Annotated in this window: 20 protein-coding genes, 1 tRNA gene and 2 pseudogenes; 13 read left to right on the top strand and 10 right to left on the bottom strand. The window is 59.3% G+C overall.

From position 1 onward, the window contains the following. Positions 1-9 precede the first annotated feature (9 nt). From atzF to AB4N42_RS10550, 6 genes and pseudogenes are all read left to right on the top strand, one after another. Entirely contained in the window at positions 10-1,788 is a 1,779-nt protein-coding gene (gene atzF / locus AB4N42_RS10575; RefSeq protein WP_460116156.1) for an allophanate hydrolase, read from the top strand. A 211-nt stretch (positions 1,789-1,999) separates the two neighbouring features. Then, a pseudogene (locus tag AB4N42_RS10570) lies at positions 2,000-2,656 on the top strand (GGDEF domain-containing protein); the annotation flags it as partial. Next, entirely contained in the window at positions 2,649-2,867 is a 219-nt protein-coding gene (locus AB4N42_RS10565) for a cysteine-rich CWC family protein (RefSeq protein ID WP_460116155.1), read from the top strand. The pseudogene AB4N42_RS10570 and the gene AB4N42_RS10565, both read left to right, overlap by 8 nt. Before the next feature lie 35 nt (positions 2,868-2,902). Next, a complete protein-coding gene (locus AB4N42_RS10560) occupies positions 2,903-3,595 on the top strand; it encodes a pseudouridine synthase (RefSeq protein WP_460116154.1) in 693 nt (230 codons plus the stop codon). Between the two features lie 309 nt (positions 3,596-3,904). Further along, the gene (locus AB4N42_RS10555) at positions 3,905-4,789 is read left to right on the top strand and encodes an alpha/beta fold hydrolase (RefSeq protein WP_030138315.1); all 885 of its coding nucleotides are present in this window, start codon (positions 3,905-3,907) and stop codon (positions 4,787-4,789) included. A 146-nt stretch (positions 4,790-4,935) separates the two neighbouring features. Then, positions 4,936-5,009, top strand: a tRNA-Gly gene (locus AB4N42_RS10550). 201 nt (positions 5,010-5,210) lie between these two features. Here the strand turns inward: AB4N42_RS10550 and AB4N42_RS10545 are convergent. The 4 genes from AB4N42_RS10545 to AB4N42_RS10530 form a co-directional block, all read right to left on the bottom strand. Continuing rightward, entirely contained in the window at positions 5,211-7,877 is a 2,667-nt protein-coding gene (locus AB4N42_RS10545) for a beta strand repeat-containing protein (protein ID WP_460116153.1), read from the bottom strand. 53 nt (positions 7,878-7,930) lie between these two features. Further along, a complete protein-coding gene (locus tag AB4N42_RS10540; RefSeq protein ID WP_460116152.1) occupies positions 7,931-8,941 on the bottom strand; it encodes a calcium-binding protein in 1,011 nt (336 codons plus the stop codon). Positions 8,942-9,473: 532 nt separating this feature from the next. Continuing rightward, entirely contained in the window at positions 9,474-9,659 is a 186-nt protein-coding gene (locus AB4N42_RS10535; RefSeq protein WP_460116151.1) for a hypothetical protein, read from the bottom strand. 220 nt (positions 9,660-9,879) lie between these two features. Continuing rightward, positions 9,880-10,356: an Lrp/AsnC family transcriptional regulator gene (locus tag AB4N42_RS10530; RefSeq protein WP_030138472.1), complete on the bottom strand. Its 477-nt coding sequence runs from the start codon at positions 10,354-10,356 to the stop codon at positions 9,880-9,882. Positions 10,357-10,500: 144 nt separating this feature from the next. Between AB4N42_RS10530 and AB4N42_RS10525 the strand changes: the two genes are divergently transcribed. The 3 genes from AB4N42_RS10525 to AB4N42_RS10515 all read left to right on the top strand — a co-directional run bounded on the left by AB4N42_RS10525 (position 10,501) and on the right by AB4N42_RS10515 (position 12,033). Beyond that, complete coding sequence (locus AB4N42_RS10525) at positions 10,501-11,130, top strand: LysE family translocator (protein ID WP_431144682.1); 630 nt, start codon at positions 10,501-10,503, stop codon at positions 11,128-11,130. Between the two features lie 276 nt (positions 11,131-11,406). Continuing rightward, positions 11,407-11,622 carry a type II toxin-antitoxin system HicA family toxin gene (locus tag AB4N42_RS10520; protein WP_030138470.1) on the top strand — a complete coding sequence of 72 codons (216 nt, stop codon included), beginning with the start codon at positions 11,407-11,409 and terminating at the stop codon, positions 11,620-11,622. Continuing rightward, on the top strand, positions 11,623-12,033 hold the full coding sequence (locus AB4N42_RS10515) for a type II toxin-antitoxin system HicB family antitoxin (RefSeq protein ID WP_323154539.1): 411 nt from the start codon (positions 11,623-11,625) through the stop codon (positions 12,031-12,033). It begins immediately after the preceding gene. Between the two features lie 123 nt (positions 12,034-12,156). Here AB4N42_RS10515 and AB4N42_RS10510 read toward each other — a convergent pair whose 3' ends face one another. Then, positions 12,157-12,303 (bottom strand): hypothetical protein, encoded by a 147-nt coding sequence (locus AB4N42_RS10510; RefSeq protein ID WP_217860155.1) that lies wholly within the window; start codon positions 12,301-12,303, stop codon positions 12,157-12,159. A gap of 176 nt (positions 12,304-12,479) precedes the next feature. On the opposite strand from AB4N42_RS10510, the pseudogene AB4N42_RS10505 reads away from it, so the two are divergent. Further along, positions 12,480-12,885, top strand: a pseudogene (locus AB4N42_RS10505) (low affinity iron permease family protein). A gap of 45 nt (positions 12,886-12,930) precedes the next feature. Here the strand turns inward: AB4N42_RS10505 and AB4N42_RS10500 are convergent. From AB4N42_RS10500 to AB4N42_RS10490, 3 genes are all read right to left on the bottom strand, one after another. Continuing rightward, complete coding sequence (locus AB4N42_RS10500) at positions 12,931-13,839, bottom strand: SDR family oxidoreductase (RefSeq protein ID WP_030138467.1); 909 nt, start codon at positions 13,837-13,839, stop codon at positions 12,931-12,933. Positions 13,840-13,916: 77 nt separating this feature from the next. Further along, a complete protein-coding gene (locus AB4N42_RS10495) occupies positions 13,917-14,420 on the bottom strand; it encodes a DUF4142 domain-containing protein (protein WP_198797114.1) in 504 nt (167 codons plus the stop codon). A 349-nt stretch (positions 14,421-14,769) separates the two neighbouring features. Then, the gene (locus tag AB4N42_RS10490; protein ID WP_198797113.1) at positions 14,770-16,119 is read right to left on the bottom strand and encodes a sensor domain-containing protein; all 1,350 of its coding nucleotides are present in this window, start codon (positions 16,117-16,119) and stop codon (positions 14,770-14,772) included. 443 nt (positions 16,120-16,562) lie between these two features. Here AB4N42_RS10490 and AB4N42_RS10485 point away from each other — a divergent pair, with 443 nt between their 5' ends. Together AB4N42_RS10485 and AB4N42_RS10480 are read left to right on the top strand one after the other, a co-directional pair. Then, a complete protein-coding gene (locus AB4N42_RS10485) occupies positions 16,563-17,798 on the top strand; it encodes an aminotransferase class I/II-fold pyridoxal phosphate-dependent enzyme (RefSeq protein WP_217860157.1) in 1,236 nt (411 codons plus the stop codon). 12 nt (positions 17,799-17,810) lie between these two features. Next, complete coding sequence (locus tag AB4N42_RS10480) at positions 17,811-18,974, top strand: MFS transporter (RefSeq protein ID WP_460116150.1); 1,164 nt, start codon at positions 17,811-17,813, stop codon at positions 18,972-18,974. On the opposite strand, the gene yiaY is transcribed toward AB4N42_RS10480, so the two are convergent. Further along, positions 18,971-20,119 (bottom strand): L-threonine dehydrogenase, encoded by a 1,149-nt coding sequence (gene yiaY, locus AB4N42_RS10475; RefSeq protein ID WP_431144670.1) that lies wholly within the window; start codon positions 20,117-20,119, stop codon positions 18,971-18,973. The two genes, AB4N42_RS10480 and yiaY, sit on opposite strands and share 4 nt — an antisense overlap. A 142-nt stretch (positions 20,120-20,261) precedes the next feature. On the opposite strand from yiaY, the gene AB4N42_RS10470 reads away from it, so the two are divergent. Then, complete coding sequence (locus AB4N42_RS10470) at positions 20,262-21,281, top strand: DUF4917 family protein (protein WP_460116149.1); 1,020 nt, start codon at positions 20,262-20,264, stop codon at positions 21,279-21,281. 14 nt (positions 21,282-21,295) lie between these two features. On the opposite strand, the gene AB4N42_RS10465 is transcribed toward AB4N42_RS10470, so the two are convergent. Next, a complete protein-coding gene (locus AB4N42_RS10465; RefSeq protein WP_460116148.1) occupies positions 21,296-21,877 on the bottom strand; it encodes a DJ-1/PfpI family protein in 582 nt (193 codons plus the stop codon). Positions 21,878-21,894: the final 17 nt, after the last annotated feature.

Below are 21,894 nucleotides of genomic sequence, written 5' to 3'. Positions count from 1 at the left end.
ATTAATGCGATGAACCTCTCTCTGCGCCTGGACAACCTGCGCGACGCCTACCGCAACGGCAATATCACACCGCGCAAACTGCTGCTTGCCCTGCGGGAAAAAGCCGCTGCGCTCAACCCGGACTATCACCTGTTCATCCACCTGCTGTCGCCCGAGGAGCTGGAACCCTTCCTGACAGCATTGGAAGGCGCCGCCCCGGAAAGCCTCCCGCTGTATGGCGTGCCGTTTGCGATCAAGGACAACATTGACCTGGCCGGCATTCCCACCACCGCCGCCTGCCCGGCGTTTGCCTACGTGCCAAAACGTTCGGCGACGGTGGTCGAGCAGTTGCTGGCGCTGGGGGCTGTTCCCCTGGGCAAGACCAACCTCGATCAATTCGCCACCGGGCTCAACGGCACCCGCACCCCCTACGGTGCCTGTCGCAACAGCGTGCTGGCGGATTATCCGTCGGGTGGCTCGAGTGCCGGCTCGCCGCTGGCGGTGGCCCTGGGTCTGACAAGTTTTGCCTTGGGCACCGACACCGCAGGCTCCGGTCGGGTGCCTGCGGCGTTGAACAATCTGGTCGGACTGAAAGCCACCAAAGGTTTGATTTCCACCGCAGGCGTAGTGCCGGCCTGCCGAACGCTGGATTGCGTGACCACGTTCACCGCGACGGCGAGGGAAGCCAGCCAGCTATTGGCACTGACTGCACACCTCGACCCGCGCGACGAATACAGCCGCCGCAACCCGCAATGGAACGACGGCTCGGCGTTCGGCGCGCCACGACGCTTTCGCTTCGGCGTGCCCCGTTGGCAAGACCTCGAATTTTTCGGCTGTGACGAAGGCCCACGGTTGTTCCGCGAAGCCATCGAGCGCCTCGAACGCCTGGGCGGCGAAGCCGTCGAGCTGGACCTGTCGCCCTTCCTCGAAGCCGCACGCTTGCTCTACGAGGGGCCCTGGGTCGCCGAACGCTACAGCATCGCCGGGGAATTGATCGAGCGCGAACCCGACGCGGTGTTGCCGGTGATCCGCGCCGTCTTGGCGAAAGCGCCTACGGTGACGGGTGTCGAAACCTTCCGCGCCCAGTACCGTCTGCAAGCGCTCAAGGCCCGATGCGACCGCGCGATGGAAGCCCTCGATTGCGTGCTCACCCCGACCATCGGGCGCCCGGTGACGCTCGCCGAACTCGCTGCCGAACCGCTGCTGCGCAACGCGGAGCTGGGTTACTACACCAACTTCATGAACCTGCTGGACTACGCCGCCGTCGCCGTGCCCAGCGCTTTCATGGCCAATGGTCTGCCTTGGGGCGTCACGCTGTTCGGCCGGGCTTTCACCGATCAATACCTGCTGGGCGTGGCTGACGCCTTGCAACGACAGCAACTGCCTGGCCTGCCAACACCCGCCCATCCGGCGCGCCATGATCGGGCTCGATTGGTGGTGTGCGGCGCGCATCTGGATGGGTTGGCACTGAACGGGCAACTCACGCAGCGTGGCGCGCATCTGATCGAGACGACCCTCAGCTCGCCGGATTACCGCCTCTATGCCCTGGCCGGCGGCCCACCATTGCGTCCCGGCATGCTTCGCGTCGACGAGGGTGGCGTGGCGATTGAAGTGGAAGTCTGGGAACTGCCGAGCAGTGAATTGGGCTCGTTCCTGACTGGTATTCCCGCGCCGCTTGGGCTGGGCAAGGTGCAACTGGCCGACGGCCGCTGGGAAAGCGGTTTCATTTGCGAGCCGTATGGCCTGGACGGCGCGCAGGACATCAGTCACCTGGGAGGTTGGCGAACTTACCTGCGCAGTCAGAAATAGCGGTGAACCTGTGGTGGGAGAGCACACTCGCTCACCACAGCGTCCACAAACTGCAAATCCAGATACCTTTTTCCGCAAGGCCACTAAACTGATTCCATTGGGTCACTTCAAGGGAATCGCCATGTCGCTTCGCTCGCCGTTGTATTCCCCTCGCTCACCATTGCTGCTGTTGACCATTTTGCTCTGTGCCGGCTTCCTGGTGACTTCATTGCTGGGCTATTACGCCGCCAACACCTCGCTGCGGGACAATGCCCTCAAGGCGCTTTACCTCAATCTGCTGATCGGCGTGCTGGTGACAGCGGCCGCCCTTGTGGTGCTCTATCGGTTGATTGCCAGCTACCAGCGCCGGATCGACGCCCAAGCCATTCTCGACGGCCTGACCGAACTGCCGAATCGCCGGGGTTTCGACCTGCTGGCGGTGCAAGCCCTGCACGAAGCCCAGCGCGAGCCCAAGCCCTTGAGCGCCCTGTTGCTGGAGGTGGACAACTTCAAGCAACTGGACACCACCCATGGCCACATCGCCAGCGATCAATTGTTGACCGGCCTCGCCCGTGACCTGACCGATAACCTGCGACATTCGGACATTATCTGCCGCTGGAGCACCGATGCTTTCGCCCTGCTGCTCAAGGACACCGACGGCCAGAACGGTCTGAAGATCGCCGAGAAGATTCGCCAGCGCATCGAGCAGCAGCGCTATTTTTGCAGCGGAAAACAATTGCGGGTCACCATCAGCATCGGCGTCACCACCCTGCAGGATCAAGACACCTTGCACAGCCTGCTGTCCCGGGCCGATCATGCGCTGCAGCGCGCCCGACAGACCGGGAGCAATCGAACCTGCGTGGAAATGCCTCACTCCAGCTATGAATAAACCTGACCTCTGTCCGGCCTGCGGTGCCGTCAATGACTGCGCCCTCGCCGACCCGGAAACCGCCGATCGCGCCTGCTGGTGCTACGGCGTGAGCATCGACCCGGCGGTGCTCCAGGCATTGCCGGCCGAGCTGCGCGACAAATCCTGCCTGTGCCCACGGTGCGCCCGCGTGGATGACCAACTGCGCGCCAAGCCCCGACCGATCACGTAAGATGCCGGCCCTCCGCCTCCTAGCCCGTACTGCCCATGCGCGTTGACCGATTCCTCAGCAATCTGCCGCGGTTCAACCGCCAACAGGTCCGCTTCTTGTTAGTGGAACGTCGCGTACGGATCGACGGCCAGACCGTCATCGATCCACAGGCACACGTGCGCGAATTCAGCCGCGTCGAGGTGGATGACGAAGTGCTCCAAGCAGGGCGACCGGCGCGGTATTTCATGCTGCACAAGCCGCCCGGCTGCGTCAGCGCCACACGCGATCCGCAGCACCGTACCGTGCTCGACTTGCTCGACGAACCGGACAAGGATGACCTGCACATCGCCGGTCGCCTGGATTTCAACACCACCGGGCTGATGCTGATCACCAATGACGGCAGTTGGTCGCGGCGCCTGACCCAACCGCAGACCAAGCTGCCGAAGGTCTACTACGTCGAGACCGAACAAACCATCACCGCCGAGTACGCCGTCACCTTCGCCCAAGGCCTGTATTTCGCGTTCGAGGACCTCACCACCCAACCGGCGGAACTGACGCTGCTAGGACCGACGTCCGCACGGTTGAGCATCGTTGAAGGGCGCTACCATCAGGTTAAGCGCATGTTCGGTCACTTCAACAATAAAGTGCTGCGTCTGCATCGCGAACGGATGGGCCCGCTGGTACTGGACGCCCATCTGGAGCCCGGGGGATATCGCGCCCTGGGCCCGGAAGAAATCTGCCTGATCTGAAGGAAATGACCGCTGGGCAGAAGTGTCGAACAATTTCCAATGAGCACTTGCGCAACCGCCGGCCCCCTGCTTGAATCAAACCGTCGGCCGAAATGTGACCGACGAGTCACACCATACCTCTAAGAAACTTTTTGCCGGCTGGAGCCCTCAGGTTCCGCCTCATGCGTCGGCAAACTGCCCGCTATAACAACACCCGTCGACCGGCTGTCATGGATCGACATGGGCCTTATCTTCCAGGCGAATGCCTACCTGTCACATTGCCCGTGCAATCTCATTGCGCGCATACCCGCTTGCCAGGAGTCTTATGACATGAGGCCAGAAATCGCTGTGCTGGATATACAGGGTCAGTATCGGGTTTACACGGAGTTCTATCGCGCAGACGCCGCGCAAAAGACCATTATCCTGGTCAACGGCTCGATGGCCACCACCGCGTCGTTTGCTCAGACCGCGAAAAACCTCTACCCGCAATTCAACGTTGTGTTGTACGACCAGCCCTACGCGGGCAAGTCCAAGGCCCACAACCGCCACGAGAAAATGCTCACGAAGGAAATCGAAGGTCAGATTCTCCTGGAATTGATCGACCACTTCGCCGCCGAGCATGTGCTGTCGTTTTCCTGGGGCGGCGCCGCCACGCTGAGTGCCCTGGCGCAACGGCCACGGCGCATCGAAAAAGCCGTGATCAGTTCGTTCTCACCGGTGCTCAACGCGCCGATGCGCGACTACCTCGAACGCGGTGTGGATTACTTGAGCAGCCTGGACGGCGACCGTGTCGGCCACTTGGTCAACAACACCATCGGCAAGCACCTGCCGCCATTGTTCAAGCGCTTCAACTATCGCCACGTCAGCAGCCTGGCCGAGCACGAATACGGGCAGATGCACTTCCACATCAGCGACGTGCTGCACAGCGACCAGCAGTGCTACGTCAACGCCGCCAAGAAGGTCAACGTTCCGGTGCTGTTCCTGAACGGTGAATGGGACGAATACACCTCGGCCACCGACGCCAGGCTCTTTGCCGACCACGTCCAGCACAGCACCTTCACCACGCTGCAAGCCACCGGGCACTTCCTGGACATGGAACACAAAGCCGCCTGCCGCGACAGCCGCGACGCGTTGCTGGGCTTCCTCAAGCCGACCCGCCACGAAAGCCGACCGCGCTACAGCTATGTGCAGGACTACCATGCACTGGCTATCTGAAAAGTCATCGCGGGCGAGCCTCCGACAACGAGGCTTGCCCGCGAAGACCGCTCTGCTTTGAGGCTTGCGCAGACGGACAACCTCACCGTCCGGAAAGAAAAACTTCAAATCCAAGGCGACATCTGGTACAAAGTCAGCCGCTCTGAGCGGGTGTCGTATAATGGCATTACTCCAGCTTCCCAAGCTGATAACGAGGGTTCGATTCCCTTCACCCGCTCCAATCGAATTCAGGTCCTGCGTCGTGGTGGTTTTGACGGGGGATTAAAAAACCGGCTCTTGGTGGCCGGTTTTTTTGGTCTGCGATTTGTGGAGGCCTTGGCGGTAATTTTCTCTTCAGCGGGCGGGGTTGAAAACTTTTGCCCGGTTCAAGCAATACCGGGCAAAAGCGACGCATTCGAAACTCAAATGCTGGCTTAGCTATTTAGGCAAACAGATCATCGGCAAACGCCTTAATGCCCGACAGGCTGACGACCTGCATATCAGCCGTCTGGATCTGTTCGATGTTGTCATAACCTGCATACCAATCCTTGAGGCGCACACCTTCTTGCGGTGTCTCTCCTGAGGAGAAACTTGATCGGTGTAGATAGAGGTCATCACCGATGCGATCAACCAACAGTTCAGAGCTGCTGATATAGGACAATACCAATGTGTCGCCGCTGCTGATGCCGTCGTCCTGAATCGTCACTAACGTTGGAGTATTGATGGTGTAGGTATCGCCTCCCTCACCACCGTTAGCAAAACCGCCCCCCTGCAATACCAGTTTGTCATCCCCCAGACCTCCTAACAGTGAAAAGCCCAAGCCGGTCCCTGTCAGCAGGTCGCTGCCGTCCCCACCATCAGCCATACCATGTGCCACAGTGATGGTGTCACTTCCAGCCTCACCGTAAGCTTGAGTACCTTCGTCATTGGCAGCCGTGACGATGGTGTCGTTACCGTTGCCGCCGTACAGGATGTCTGCCTGCGGCCCATTCGCCGAGCTATCGATATTAAAAGGCCCAATCCACGAAGTCAGCCCACCATAGAGGAAATCATTGCCATCCCCGCCGTCGATGACGTCGTTGCCCAAGCCGCCCTCCAGATAATTGACACTCGTATTTCCAACCAAGACATCATTGAAATGACTGCCCAACACGTGTTCGATATTGAGCAATACATCGCCTTCGGCATCGCCGCCTTGATTGATTTGAGTCTGCAAGTTGATCGAGACGCCTGTTGCGCTTGTAATGTAAAAAGCACTGTCCAGCCCTACGCGACCATCGATTACATCTGCCCCGACTCCGCCAATGAAGATGTCCTTCAGACCCGAGCCCGATAGCGTGTCGTTGAAGTTGCTGCCCTGAATCATTTCAATGTTGGCGTAAGTATGACCAGCAGCCTCCCCTGTGTTAGTGCCGGTGGTCAGGTCGATCGTCACCGCGCTGTCAGCCTGTTCATAAGTGACTACATCGATGCCACCCGCGCCGTCGTGCACCATGGGCGAACTACCGCCATAGAAAATGTCATTGAAATTCGATCCTCTGATCACCTCGATACCGGTGTAGGTGTCACCTGCCGCGATCCCGGAATGCACGCCCGTCTTGAGGTTGATGCTCACAGCTTCTTTGCTGTCGATATAACCCGCTACGTCAATGCCGGCACCGCCGATGAACTGATCCGCGCCCGCGCCACCGTACAGTGTGTCGTTACCTGAACCACCGGTAATGACGTTGTCGCTCTCATTGCCGTAACCGGTGAATGCGCCAGTGCCGACATAAGTCAGGCGTTCGACGTTCGCCGCCAGGACCGTGCCGCTGGTATTGATCACCGATACACGGACTTCATCGTTGCCGCCACCGGCCTGTTCGATGATGGTGGGGGTCTGTCCCATGTTGATGTTGTAGACGTCGTCGCCAGCCCCCCCGTCCAGCCGTATCCCTACGGCCATGCTGTACGGACCCGCGGAGAACACGTCGTTGAAAGCAGAGCCTATGACGGTTTCGACCTCCGCCAAGATGGTGCCTTCGGCATCTCCGCCCGTTCCTGCGGCTCCCACCCCGCTACGGATATTGACGTTTATCCCGGCAGTCGAGCCCGAATAGTCGACCGTGTCGACCCCGGCACCGCCGTTAAAATCGATACCGCCACCATCGCCAATGAACGTGTCGTTGAAATTAGATCCCTTGATCGCCTCGATGTCGGTGTAGGTATCTCCTGCCGCGATCCCGGTATGCACGCCTGTCTTGAGGTTGATGGTCACAGCTTCTTTACTGTCGATATAACCCGCTATGTCATAACCGGCACCGCCAATGAACTGATCCGCTCCCGCGCCACCGAACAATGTGTCGTTACCTGAACCACCGGTAATGACGTTGTCGCTCTCATTGCCGTAACCGGTGAATGCGCCAGTGCCGACATAGGTCAGGCGTTCGACGTTCGCCGCCAGGACCGTGCCGCTGGTATTGATCACCGATACACGGACTTCATCGTTGCCGCCACCGGCCTGCTCGATGATGGTGGGGGTCTGTCCCATGTTGATGTTGTAGACGTCGTCGCCAGCCCCCCCGTCCAGCCGTATCCCTACGGCCATGCTGTACGGACCCGCGGAGAACACGTCGTTGAAAGCAGAGCCTATGACGGTTTCGACCTCCGCCAAGATGGTGCCTTCGGCATCTCCGCCCGTTCCTGCGGCTCCCACCCCGCTACGGATATTGACGTTTACCCCGGCAGTCGAGCCCGAATAGTCGACCGTGTCGACCCCGGCACCGCCGTTAAAATCGATACCGCTACCATCGCCAATGAACGTGTCGTTGAAATTAGATCCCTTGATCGCCTCGATGTCGGTGTAGGTATCTCCTGCCGCGATCCCGGTATGCACGCCTGTCTTGAGGTTGATGGTCACAGCTTCTTTACTGTCGATATAACCCGCTATGTCATAACCGGCACCGCCAATGAACTGATCCGCTCCCGCGCCACCGAACAATGTGTCGTTACCTGAACCACCGGTAATGACGTTGTCGCTCTCATTGCCGTAACCGGTGAATGCGCCAGTGCCGACATAGGTCAGTCGCTCGACGTTCGCCGCCAGGACCGTGCCGTTGGTATTGATCACCGATACACGGACTTCATCGTTGCCGCCACCGGCCTGTTCGATGATGTAGGGGGTCAGCCCCAGATTGATATTGTAGATGTCGTCGCCAGCCCCCCTTCCAGCCGTACCGTTGGGATTACGGTGTACGGGCCAGCGGAAATCACGTCATTGAAGGCAGAGCCTATGACGGTTTCGATATTCGCTAAAATAGTGCCTTCGGTATCTCCGCCCGTGCCTGCGGTTCCCCACCCATTACGGATATCGACGTTTACCCCGGCAGTCGAGCCCGAGTAGTCGACCGTGTCGATTCCGGCACCGCCGTCGAAATCCATACCGCTACCATCGCCAACGAACGTGTCGTTGAAATTCGATCCTCTGATCACCTCGATACCGGTGTAGGTATCACCTGCCGCGATCCCGGAATACACACCCGTCTTGAGGTTGATGCTTACCGCTTCCTTGCTGTCGGTATAACCCGCTACGTCAGTTCCGGCACCGCCAATGAACTGATCCGCTCCCGCGCCACCGAACAATGTGTCGTTACCTGAACCACCGGTAATGACGTTGTCGCTCTCATTGCCGTAACCGGTGAATGCGCCAGTGCCGACATAGGTCAGTCGCTCGACGTTCGCCGCCAGGACCGTGCCGTTGGTATTGATCACCGATACACGGACTTCATCGTTGCCGCCACCGGCCTGTTCGATGATGTAGGGGGTCAGCCCCAGATTGATATTGTAGATGTCGTCGCCAGCCCCCCCTTCCAGCCGTACCGTTGGGATTACGGTGTACGGGCCAGCGGAAATCACGTCATTGAAGGCAGAGCCTATGACGGTTTCGATGCCAGTGAGAATATCCCCCTCTGCGTCGCCACCCCGTCCAACAAGTCCAGCTCCCTGGCGCAAATCTATACTGATACCTTCAGTAGATGCCGAGTAGTCAACAGTATCTAAACCAGCACCGCCATCGATTTTGTCTGCACCAGCGGTGCCCTTGATTACATCGTTCCCACCCAGAGCGTTGATCTCATCATCCCCAGTGGTGCCAATTAATGCATCTGCGCCAGCCGTTCCATTAATAACTGCCATGCTTTTTCCCTGTTTTAGGATGGTAGAGGAGGTCTCGTAAATCAGTGTTTGTTTACATAACTGAAGCATGAGTCTCGGCGTTGTTTTTCGGCTGTGGCCAGTGAAGCTTGAGCGGAGACTTTGTCTAAGGAATGGGCAATTAAAGTGTCATTTATTAAATTTCAGGCACGACAAAACCGCCCAATTCGAAAACGGCGCGTGTTTGGCTTTTTATGATCAATGTATATTGGCGCAGCCGATCCATGCTGAGCTCCATTCAAGGCCCTTCCCCCTATGGGAAGTCAACTGGGCACTGAGCGTCCCTGCGTGATAGCACGACAATATCTCTCTACACAAGAGGTCTGGCACCGAAAAAAGGGCAGCACGCTGTTCGCGTCCAACATTGCCCTTTCTATGCCCACAACGAGCTCCGTCCCAATGAGGCTGGCAGAGGGCAATCACATGGTGACGGCGATTGCGAGACGTTGCGCGGCAGGAGCTTTGTAGCGTACGTCAGGGGACCACACCGATGATTTGATTTAGCGACAGAGAATCAAACATGCTTTACGGCAAAAGCGATGACCGCAAACGTGGTCAGGGCAAACGCAGCACCGATGCTGAACGGCAGCAACGTAACCCGGATTATAGCCGGGGCCGGGCGCCTCATTTCTTCGGCTAGCGCTTCCGCCTCTTGATGTAATTGCTCGATGCTCTCTTGATAATTACGAGGCGTGGACACGTCTCTTTCTCCTCCAGGGCTGCGGCTCTTGCTGAGTTTTGAACTACTCCGGGCAAAGCGCAGTACTTTAATAGCGCAAGTACCGTAGTGTGGGAATCGCTCATCGCCAGCCATTCATTTCGAGGGGAACACTATTCCTATCTGCTCGGTTACGGATAGCGGGTGATTTCCGCGTGGTTTGTAGGCAAAACCAGCAAGTTGCGTACGACAGACAACGGCCTCAATCCCCAGCCAAATGCCCCAACGGCAACGGCCCCGGCGCCTTCACCGTGTTAATTGCAAAATTGCTGCGAATATCACTCACTCCCGGCAGCTTCAGCAGCTTGCCTGTGACGAACCGGTCATAGGCCCGCAGATCGGGCACCACCACTTGCAGCAGGAAGTCGGACTCGCCCGACACCAGGAACGCCGAGATCACCTCGGGCAGTGCGGTCACTGCTTGACGAAACGCCTCGGCTCTTTCGTCGGTGTGCCGTTCGACCTTGATGCCGACAAAGATCGTCATACCAAGGCCTACTTCATCGCGGTCCAGGATGGCTTGATAGCCGCGAATCACTCCCGCTTCTTCGAGCATCCGCACACGGCGCAGGCACGGTGACGGCGACAAGCCGATTTCTTCGGCCAGTTGCACATTGCTCAACCGCCCGTCCCGTTGCAGTGCCGTCAGGATTTTGCGGTCGTAACCGTCAAGTTTCATAATTTGGCATTTTCCATTTATATGACTGAACCACTTGGCAGGTTATGCCAATTTCTAAAGCTTTAGAAGCTGAGTACGCAACCACCTGCCCTGCCCTTCGGCCATAGACTGACACCTTCAATTCACTGATTGCGGGGGTGTGCGATGACAGAGCTCTGGCTGTTTTTCATGGCGTTGACGGTGGCGTACCTGTTGCCCGGGCCGGACATGATTCTCGTGCTGCAGACCGGCGCCCGTCAGGGCCGGGCCGCGGCGCTAGCGACGGCGGTAGGATTGGGGATTGCCCGGGCATGTCATGTCGCGTTGGCAGCGATGGGCCTCTCGGTGTTGTTCAAGACGGCACCTTGGACCTTCGATGTGGTGCGCCTGGCCGGGGCTGCTTACCTGGCTTGGATCGGGTTTCAATGTTTGCGGACGACGTTGTTGCCCAGCTTCGAAGGAGACGCACCTACGATCGGAAAGCGACAATGGCACCAGGCGATCCAGCGCGGCCTGCTGACGAACCTGCTCAACCCCAAGGCCTTGCTGTTTTGCTCGGTGTTGCTGCCGCAGTTCATCCATCCACAGGACGGGCCGGTGCTGGAGCAATTCGCAATCTTGGGCATGGTGCTGGTCGGCGTTGGCCTGCTGTTCGACAGCGCTTATGCATTGATCGGCGTGGCGCTTGGACACTGGCTACAGCGCTCGCCTTCGGCCCAGCGCGTGCAGCAGTGGTTGTTTGGCAGTCTTCTGATTGGTTTTGCGGTGCGGCTGACGTTTGTGCAGCAGTCGTAGGTCCTGTGGATAAAGGAGTCCTACTGGGAAAACGGCTCAAAACCGGGGCTGCTTCGCAGCCCAGCGGGAGCAAGCTCCCTCGCCACGTCTATATCAGCCCCTCATCTCACATCCCTAAATAAAGCCAACCCCGCCCTATCCCGCTCTGGCCCGACGCCGCTTCTAGACTTCAAGCGAAGCGCCCACCAGTCCCAACCGTCGCTCACGGTGGTTATGGTGTTGATCATTCCTCATCAGTAGGTATAGTAACCACCAATAACACCACAGGGAGGTGTTGTGAATAGCCGATTCTTGATAAGCCAAATTGTTGCGGATGGTTGGTACCTGGTGCGTATCCGAGGCAGTCACCATCACTTCAAGCACCCGACCAAACCGGGGCTGGTCACGGTTCCTCATCCCAAGAAGGACCTGCTCAAGAAGACGGCCATCAGTATCTTGCAACAGGCCCTTCTCCAGACAGCCAGTTGCCCCGTTTTTCCGGAGGACGATTGAATGCTTTACCCGATTGCGATTTCCATGGGCGATGACAAGCACGCCTGGGGTGTTGAGGTGCCGGATATTCCCGGTTGTTTTTCCGCAGGTGACGACCTGGATGAGGCCATGGCGATGGCGCGTGAGGCGATCGAGGGGCATTTCGAGATTCTGGCTGAAGACGGCTCACCGATTCCATCGGCCAATACCGTTACCCTGCATGCAGCCAATCCACAATATGCCGGCTGCACTTGGGCGCTGGTGGATATTGATGTGACCAAATACCTGGGCAAGGCGCAGAAACTCAACATCACGTTGCCCGGCTACCTGCTCAACCGGATTGATGAATATGTGTTGAATCATCCTGAAGAGAAGAGCCGCTCCGGCTTCCTGGCATCGGCAGCGCTGAAGGTGCTGCAACAAGGGCGATGAGCAACCGCTGACAAAATACAAACCTGTGGGAGCGAGCTTGCTCGCGATAGCGGCTAATCAGTCGACAGCGAGGCTGCTGATCTGACGCCATCGCGAGCAAGCTCGGTCCCACAGGTTTGGTCCTTATTTGCTCTCCGGCTTGGACTCCTGCATCTGCACCGAAGATTTGGTGCCGTCGGTGTTGTCCTTGGTCTCGTTACCCGAGTTGTCAAAACAGCCGTGCAGGGCGAACAGGCAGCAGGCGAGGCAAAAAGTGCGGGCGAAATTCATGATGGACTCCGATGCTGGGGGCTTTAAGGAGTGACCTGCGAGCGTGGCAATGGTTGCGACTGTCATCGTGCCGGACGATGAACGTCGACGAACGTTTGCGGTTGAAATGTAAGTAGAATTTTCACCGACTCGTTGCTGTCACACCAGACAGGTGCATCCCATAAGGAAACACGGCAATGACGTTCGCAAAAATCGCGCAAAAACTGTCCCTCTGGGCGGGGGAGCCCCAAGACATTCCTGGGGGCCATCGTGTTGTTGGCGCTCTGGGCTGCCAGCGGACCTTTCTTCGGTTTCAACGACACCTGGCAATTGATCATCAACACCTCGACAACCATCATCACCTTCCTGATGGTGTTCCTGATCCAGAACACCCAGAACCGCGATACGGATATCTTGCATTTGAAAATCGATGAATTGCTGCGGGCGTCCAAGGACGCGCAGAACGCAATGCTCGGTCTCGAATCGCTGGACCTCAAGCAACTTGAAGCGCTGCGCAAGCAATATCAGGACATGGGCAAAGACGAAGCCAAGAGCCTTGACGGTATTGAGCAGAAGAACAAGATCGACTTGAACCAGTGCTGATGCAGAGGCGCGAGTGGTCCATGCCACTCGCGCATTTTTTGCGCATCAGGGCAACGGGTTGCCTCCCGTCACGCCAAACACTTCCCCGGTGATATAACTCGACTCTTGCGATGCAAGCAGCACATAAAGCGGCGCGCATTCCGCAGGCTGTCCGGGACGTTTCATCGGAACCTGGGAGCCAAACGTAGGAATCTTTTCCCGTGGTTGTCCCCCGCTGGGTTGCAGCACGGTCCAGATCGGCCCCGGCGCAACTGCATTGACACGGATGCCCTTGCTGATGACTTGCCCGGCCAACGCCTTGGTGAACGCCACGATCGCCGCCTTGGTGGTGGCGTAGTCCAGCAGCGTCGCGGACGGATCGTAGGATTGGATCGACGCCGTATTAATGATGGTCGCACCGGCCGGCATCAGTGGCACCGCAGTCTTGCAGATCCAGAACATCGCATAGATGTTGGTTTTCATGGTGTCGTCGAACTGCGCGGTGGTGATGTCGGCGATGTCTTTTTGCGCCTCCTGCTTACCGGCGACGTTGACCAGGATATCCAGGCCGTCGAGTTGCTGTTGCGCCATCTTGACCATTTGCGCACAGAACGCTTCATCCTTGAGGTCGCCAGGGATGGCGATGGCCTTGCGGCCCTCAGCCTTGATCAGTTCGATGACTTGCTGGGCGTCGCGCTCTTCGCTGGGCAGGTAATTGATCGCGACATCGGCGCCTTCCCGGGCGTAGGCGATGGCGGCGGCGCGACCGATCCCGGAGTCACCGCCGGTGATCAGTGCCTTGCGCCCTTCCAGGCGGCCGAAGCCTTGATAGGATTTTTCGCCATGATCGGGTTGCGGCAGCATGTCCTGGTCGATGCCCGGCGGGGACTGCGGCTGGTCCGGAAATTCCGGACGCGGGTATTGGGTCAGCGGATTCTGCATCGCGTATTGGTTGGGTTCTCGGCGTGTAGACATCGAGGTTCTCCTTTCTTGCGGGCAAAACGAGCCGGGACGTTGGCGCCCCGGTCCTGAACATAAGTCGGCGCAGTGGATCAGCGACTGGCCTGCAACGCCCTGGCCATCTCGAGATGGGTCTGCAGCTTGGGCAGCGTTTCGTCAGCGAACGCCTTGATCTCCGGCACGTCGGTGGTCTGGGCCTGCTGCTGGATCTGCTCGATGGCTTCTTCAGTGGCCTTGACCTGGCTGGCGGCATAAGCCGCTTCGAACGACTCGCCCTCGGCCACTTGCGGCATCAGGGTCTTGGCCTTGTCCGCCACTTCTTCCCGTGGCGCGACAGGCAAGTCGAGCTTCTTGGCGATTTTCGCCAAATGTTGGTTGGCGGTGGTGCGGTCGTTGATCACCATGATGGTGTAGTCCTTGACCTCCCGTGACTCCGCTTTCGAATGCGCCTCACGGCTGGCCTCGATGTCGGCCATGCCTTTGGCGGATGCATCGTTGATGAATTCGACAGGTGACTGGGCCCAGGCACTGTTGGCACCCAGGCCCATCAGCACGACAACACTGGTGGTGCGTAAAAAGGTGGCCATCCGGCTCATGGTCGCGCCCTCCTCTGAAATAAAGTCGCGACGCAATTTCCGTCGCAGAAATCAGAACCACCATTGGATATTCAGCGAGACGTGCGACCCGGCTTGCGGCCAATCTCGGCCTTCAGCGGGCTTTTATCGACGCTCGCGATGGTGGTTCTCCCACTTTTGCGACCTGCTTCGGACACCTTCGTTCGATCGTGGGCGACGTTTCCCGGATAAATGTTGCTAGACCCGCGCATGGCCCGGCCCTCCGTATTGCAAGAAATGACGGGCACGCATGCCCGGTATTTCATTGGAAATGGCCCAAGTCTCAAGGTTTGGAAAACACACGAATGCCACGACGAACGGTGGCGCGGACTCAGATGCCGAAGGCTCGGTGGTTGTGACGCTTGGCGGCGTACATCGCCTCGTCGGCGTGGCGGAACAGGGTGATGTCTTCGGTGCCATGGTCGGGAAAGCAGGCCACGCCGATGCTCGGTTCGATACTCAGGCAGTGGCCATCCAGCCGCAGCGGCTCAGCCAATGCACGGCGGATTTTTGCCTGCACCCGCTCGGCGTCTGTGACGTTCTGGATGCTATGCAACAAGACTACAAATTCATCACCACCGATGCGCGCGACGGTGTCGGTTTCGCGTATGCAGCCCCTGAGCCGACTCGCCACCGCTTGCAACAACATGTCGCCAACGCCGTGGCCATAGGTGTCGTTGACCTGCTTGAAACGATCCAGGTCGATATACAGCAAGGCCATCCGCCCCGACGCGGCACGGGCCGTGGCCAGCGCAGCCTTGAACCGCTCGCGCAGCAGCTCGCGATTGGGCACCTGGGTCAGTTGGTCGTACTGCGCCATGTGCTGCAACCGGGCGTGCAATTGCTGGCGCTCGATGGCGAGGGTGATCTGCGCACAGACGTATTGCAGCAATTCCTTGTCTTGTTCGGTGTAGCGTTCGCTGTCCGGGGCACTCTTGACGATCAAGGCACCGATCGTACCGTTCTGCGAATTCAGCGGCACGCCCAGCCAACAAGGCGATTGCGGCGTCGACACTAGGTCATGGAACTCCGCGGGCAAGGCACTGCAACCGGGGGTGAGCAGGATCGGCTGACCACTGCGGATGACTTCGGCGCACAAGCGTCCGATCATCGTACCGGGCAATTCGGGTTGTCGCTCTCGATCGTCGACGTGATACGCAAAGTCGATCTGCTCGCATTGCTCGTCATACAGCGCCACCGAAAAATTCAGCGCCGGTAGCCACTCGCCGATGATCAGGTGGACGCGCTTGAGCAAGGCCAGCAGGTCGGCGGCGGCATGGGCTGCCTCGGAGATCGCATACAACGCCGCCTGACGGGACTCCGCCTGCTTGCGCTCGGTGATGTCACGCGCCACCGCGATGCGCAGTTGGTCAGCCTCCGACCAGCGGGCCGACCACAGGATATGCACCACGCCACCGTCCTTGCGCAGGTAGCGGTTCTCGAAATTGAGCTTAGGCTCGCCCTCCATGATTTCCCGCGCAGCGTCGAGGGTCCGCTGGCGGTCGGCGGGATGCACCAGGTCGATCATTCGCCGGCCGATCAGCTCCTGTGGCGTGTAGCCCAGAATGCGCTCGCACGCCGCACTGACGAACACGAAACAGCCTTGGGCGTCGACGGCACATACGGCGTCCAGCAACAAATCGAGGTAACTGGCCAGCGGCGCGGGATTTCGAGTATCCATGACGCGGTAAGCCATCCGGGTGATACAGCCATGGGAGAACCGGGCATCCGTCAATCCGCGCCGCCCTGCAGACATGCGCAACCACGTATACCCACATTACCGATGAGGATAGCGCAGGCAATGGGACCGCCCTTGGAAAATTGACATCATTTTGCCAACACGCGATGGACAAGACCGAAGCGAAATCCATATTCAATGGGTTGACCACGCGCGCAGGGTAGCAAACGCAGCAAATTCACGGGTCGAAACCCTACTCCCACGCCGCAAATGGATTTCCCGTCCATCTCCCTAGGCAAGGTCCTACGTAGAACTCTCCGATCACTCTCAAATACACCGGAAACAGCCGATTCAAAGCCCTGCCCAGCAGTCTGTAAAGTCTCGACATACACACAAAGTGAAACACCCACGGACAGCAACGCATCACCAAGGAATGTACTCGAACCATGAACCAGACTGCGCTACCACCCCATCGCTTCAGCAACTATCGCAAGGTGATTTCCCTGGCGGACCAGGACTGGCAGAACGCCGACACCGGAAAAGCCGCCGGATTGAATGTGCACATCGAGAGCCCCAATGTGCTGGTCGACCAGCATGGTCGGACCTTCCACCACTTCTGTACGACATCCTACCTGGGCCTGGATTATCACCCCGCCTTGCTGGATGGAGCCATGACGGCGCTATGGGAAGCCGGAACCCTGCGCGTTGCCAACTCGAAAAATCGCTGCAAGCTGGAAATCCTCGACCAATACGAAAGCCAACTGTCGGAGTTGTTCGGCGCCAGTTGCCTCAGTGCATTGTCTTGCAGCGCAGCGAGCTCGGGAATACTGCCGTTGCTGGCCAGCGGTGCCTTGACCGGCAATCGACCACCGGTCATGGTCTTCGACAAGCAGGCCCATTACTCGATGAACCATATCAAGGCCGCCTGTGCGGATGAAACCCAGGTCATCACCTGCCCACACAACGACATGGACTTCCTCGAAGACGTGTGCAAACGCCACGCTAACGTGACCTACGTGGCGGACAGCGCCTACAGCATGGGCGGCATGGCGGACCTGGATAGCCTGATGTGTCTCAAGCAGCGCCATGGCCTGTTCCTTTATCTGGACGATTCCCATGCGTTGTCCGCCGTGGGGCCCTCCGGCATTGGCCTGGTGCGATCGCGAATCCAGGCGGTGGACGAACGCACCCTGATTGTCGCCTCGCTGGCCAAATCATTCGGTGCCAGCGGTGGACTGGCCATGTTTGGCAGTGAACGGCACAAGACCCTGGTGCAACGTTACGGCGGCCCAAGCAATTGGTCGCAAAGCCTGAATTCGGCCGCTATCGGCGCAGGCATGGCCTCGATCCGCTTGCACCGCAGTCCCGAATTCAGTTCGTTGCAGGAGCGTTTGCAAGCTAATATCCGGCTGTTCGACAGCCTTATCCGCACCGAACAGTACGCCAGCCCCATGGCGATTCGCCTGGTGCACTGCGGCGAGGCGGTCCTGGCCACGCGTCTCGCGGTTGAACTCGCCGAACTGGGGTATTTCACCTCAGCGGTCTTTTTCCCCGTGGTGCCACAAGACAAAGCCGCGATCCGGATCACCCTGCGTGCCGACATGACGCCTGAGGTGATCCGTTCGTTCTGCGAGCAGGTCATTGACCTGCTGTTGGCCCACGGGCGCGACACTCGCCCTTGAATCGAGCCCTTGATGAACAACCGCACAACCCTGATCGTCACCTGCGCCACCGTTTTCCTCGCACAACTGGGCATGAGCATCTACCTGCCGGCCGTGCCTGACATTGCCCTGGACCTCAAGGCCAATGCGGCCCAGGTGTCGTGGGGATTGTCGGTCTACCTGATCGGCATGGCGCTGCCCATGCTGTCATGGGGCAGCCTGAGCCAGCGGCTCGGGCGCAAACCCGTCTTGCTTACGGCATTGGTCCTGTACGGCCTGGGCAACCTGGCCTTGCCGTTGGGCACGTCACTGGAAGCGTTCTTGACGTTCAGGTTGTTCCAAGGCATCGGTGCCAGCGGTATTTCGGTGATGGCGCGAGTATTGATCCGCGACACGTTCAGCGGCGACCTGCTGGCCAAGGCGCTGTCGTGGATATCGATCGCCTTCGTGGTTGCCCTCGGCATCGGCCAGTACCTCGGTTCGTTGATCCAGGTCGCGTTCGGGTGGGAGGCGATTTTCCTGGGCTTGGGTGCGGTCAGCCTGGTGATGGCAGCGGCGGTGTCCAGGGCCCGGTTTCCGATATTGACCGAAGTAAACAGTGGGCAATCGGCGTGGCACGTGTACGGCCAAATCGTCAGGCATCGCGGTTTTCTGCTACCTGCACTGGCAGGTGGGCTGGGGTATGGCGTGATCATCGCCTTCAACACCGGCGCGCCGCTGATCCTGCAGGAAAGTTTCCATTGGTCCGCCATCGAATACGGCCTGTTGGGCTGGCCGATCAGCGCGGCGTACCTGCTCGGCGCGTTGGCGGTGAATGCATTCGTGCTACGCACCGGCCAGCGTCGACTGATGGTCTGGGGCATCGCGCTCGTGCTGGGCGGCAGCGTGACCATGCTGGCGGGAAGCATTGCATTGGCCAGTGTTGCCCTGCTGTTCTGGCTCCCGTACTGCTTCGCGGTGTTCGGCCAGTCGTTGAACTACCCCATCAGCCTGTCATTGGCGAACGAGGGCTCGCCAGTCGCCGGCGCATACGCCATGGCACTGAGCGGTTTCCTGCACCAGTTGATGGCCTCCGCGATCGGCGCCTTGGCCAGCCTGTTGTTGAGTCAACAGGCCTGGCCATTGGCGCTGTTGTGCACGCTGTTGGCGATGGCGGCGATGTTGTGCGTCAGGTTCATGCCGCCTCGGGCCACTTAGAACGCGCCGCGGAAAATCTCCTCGATCTGGCGCTGGTCCGCCGCTCGCGGGTTGGTCAGGCCGCAGGCATCCTTCAAGGCGTTGGCGGCGAGTACCGGCACGTCATTGAGGCGCACGCCCAGCTCACGCAAGCCCGCTGGAATGTCCACATCCACGGCCAGGCTGCGAATCGCCGCGATGGCGGATTGCGCACCTTCTTCAGGGCTGAACCCACGAATATCGGCCCCCATGGCATGGGCTACGTCCGTCAGCCGGACGGCACAGACCGCGGCATTGAAACTCTGCACATGGGGCAGCAACACGGCGTTGCACACGCCATGGGGCAAGTCATAGAAACCGCCCAACTGATGCGCCATCGCATGCACGAAACCCAGCGAAGCATTGTTGAATGCCATCCCCGCCAGAAACTGTGCGTAAGCCATGTTCTCCCGCGCCGCCAAGTCATTGCCGTCACGCACGGCCAGGCGCAGGTTGTTGCTGATCAAGGTAATCGCTTTGAGGGCGCAGGCGTCGGTGATGGGCGTGGCGGCGGTGGAGACATAAGCCTCGATCGCATGGGTCAGCGCATCCATGCCGGTCGCGGCGGTCAATCCTTTTGGCATCGCCACCATCAGGGCTGGGTCGTTGACCGACATCAGCGGCGTGACGTTGCGGTCGACGATGGCCATTTTCACATGACGCGTCTCGTCCGTGATGATGCAGAAACGGGTCATTTCACTGGCGGTGCCGGCCGTGGTGTTGATGGCGATCAGCGGCAGTTGCGGCTTGCTGGAGCGGTCGACGCCTTCGTAGTCGCAGATCTGCCCGCCATTGGTCGCGCACAACGCGATGCCCTTGGCGCAATCATGGGGAGAGCCACCACCCAGCGACACGATGAAATCGCAGCGGCTTTCCTTCAGCAAGCCGAGCCCGAGTTCAACGTTGGCGATGCTCGGGTTGGGCTTGGCACCGTCGTAGATCACCGCGTCGACATCCTGTAATGCCAGCAACTCGGCCACCTTGGAGGCCACGCCGGCCTTCGCCAACCCCGCGTCGGTGACGATCAGTGCCTTGCGAAAGCCGTAGTTGCGGATGGCGGTCATCGCCTCGTCGAGGCAACCCAGGCCCATGATGTTCACGGCGGGAATGAAAAAAGTGCTGCTCATGGGGACACGCTCCTGAAAGAGGCCGGATCGGCAGGGGCGTACAGGATTGACCGACTGGTCACAACGTATCTTGATCTGGCTCAAGACTGGGTCGTGATAAAGTCACGCCCTGCCTTTGCCACGTTTTGAGATGACTTTCGCAATGACCGATTTCCAGGAATACGACGCCCGGCTCGAAGATTGGGAGACCTTGCGCGCCGACACGGCCTTCAGCGGCCTGTTGGTAGGCAACGGCGCCAGCCGCGCCGTGTGGGACGATTTCGGCTATGACTCGTTGTTCGAAAACGCCCGTACCGTCGAGGAAAAACCCCTCAGTCCGTCGGAGCTGAGCGTGTTCGATGCGCTGCAGACCCGCAGTTTCGAGCAGGTGCTGGGTGCGCTGAAAACCACCAGCCGGGTCAACAAGGCCCTGGCGGTGAGCTCCGCCGCGCCGCGCAATCGCTACTACGCGATCAAGGAAGCGTTGATCAACGCCGTGCACGCCATGCACATCCCCTGGCGACTGGTGCAAGCGTCGACCCTGCAACGTCTCAACCAGGAACTGGGCCGCTACCGCACGGTGTTCACGACCAACTACGATTTGCTGAGCTACTGGGCGATCCAGCACGCTCCCGACACCGTCACCGACCTGTTCCTGGGAGCCGATCACAGCTTCGACCTGAGCCAGGCCAACACGGATAAACCATGCCTGCTGTACTTGCACGGTGGCTTGCACCTGGTGCGCAACCAGGACGGCACGGCACGCAAGCTCACCTCCACCGAGGGTACGTTGCTGGGCAGTTTCGCCATCAACAACACCCTCAAGACCCTCGATGATGTCCCACTGTTCATCAACGAAGGCCCGAGCCAGGACAAACTCAAGACCATCCGCAGCAGTGACTACTTGTCGTTCTGCTACGACCAGTTGCTGCAGCACGGCGACAACCTGTGCCTGTTCGGCCACGCCCTGGGCGAGCAGGACAGCCACATCGTTGATGCCCTGCGCCAGGCCGCGCCGAGAACCTTGGCCATCTCGATCTACCCGCGCAGCCAGGCTTGTATCCAGCACCAGAAACGGCATTACGCCAAGCTATTCCAAGGCCTGGACATTGAGCTGCGCTTCTTCGATGCCAAGAGTCATCCGCTGGGCGATCCGAAGCTGGCAGTGCCGGTTGAGGTGTAGTCTCCCGGTGACGTCTACAGGGTAATCGCCGTGCCCAGCAACGTCAGGAACCCCGCCAACCAGTTCGGATGCGCCGGCCAGGCCGGTGCCGTGGCCAGGTTGCCCTGGACGTGACCTTCGGTTACCGGAATATCGATGAAAGTCCCGCCGGCCAAGCGCACCTCCGGGGCACACGCCGGATAGGCGCTGCACTCGCGGCCTTCCAGGATGCCCGCCGCCGCGAGCAATTGCGCACCGTGGCACACCGCGGCGATCGGCTTGCCGGCCAGATCGAAATCACGCACCAGTTGCAGGACCTCTTCATTCAGGCGCAGGTATTCCGGAGCGCGACCGCCCGGCACCAGCAGCGCATCGTAATCGGCGGCCAGGACCTTGGCGAAGTCATGGTTGAGGGCAAACAAATGCCCCGTTTTTTCGCTGTAGGTCTGGTCGCCCTCGAAATCATGGATCGCGGTGCGGACGGTCTGGCCAGCCGTTTTATCCGGGCACACGGCATGCACCGTGTGGCCGATCATCTGCAACGCCTGGAACGGCACCATGACTTCATAATCTTCGACGTAATCGCCGACCAGCATGAGGATTTTCTTTGCGGCCATGGACTGGGCTCCTTTGG

Source organism: Pseudomonas sp. H2_D02, from assembly GCF_054677635.1.
The sequence above is the reverse complement of the archived record's forward strand: the minus strand, read 5'-3'. Positions and strand labels throughout refer to the sequence as shown.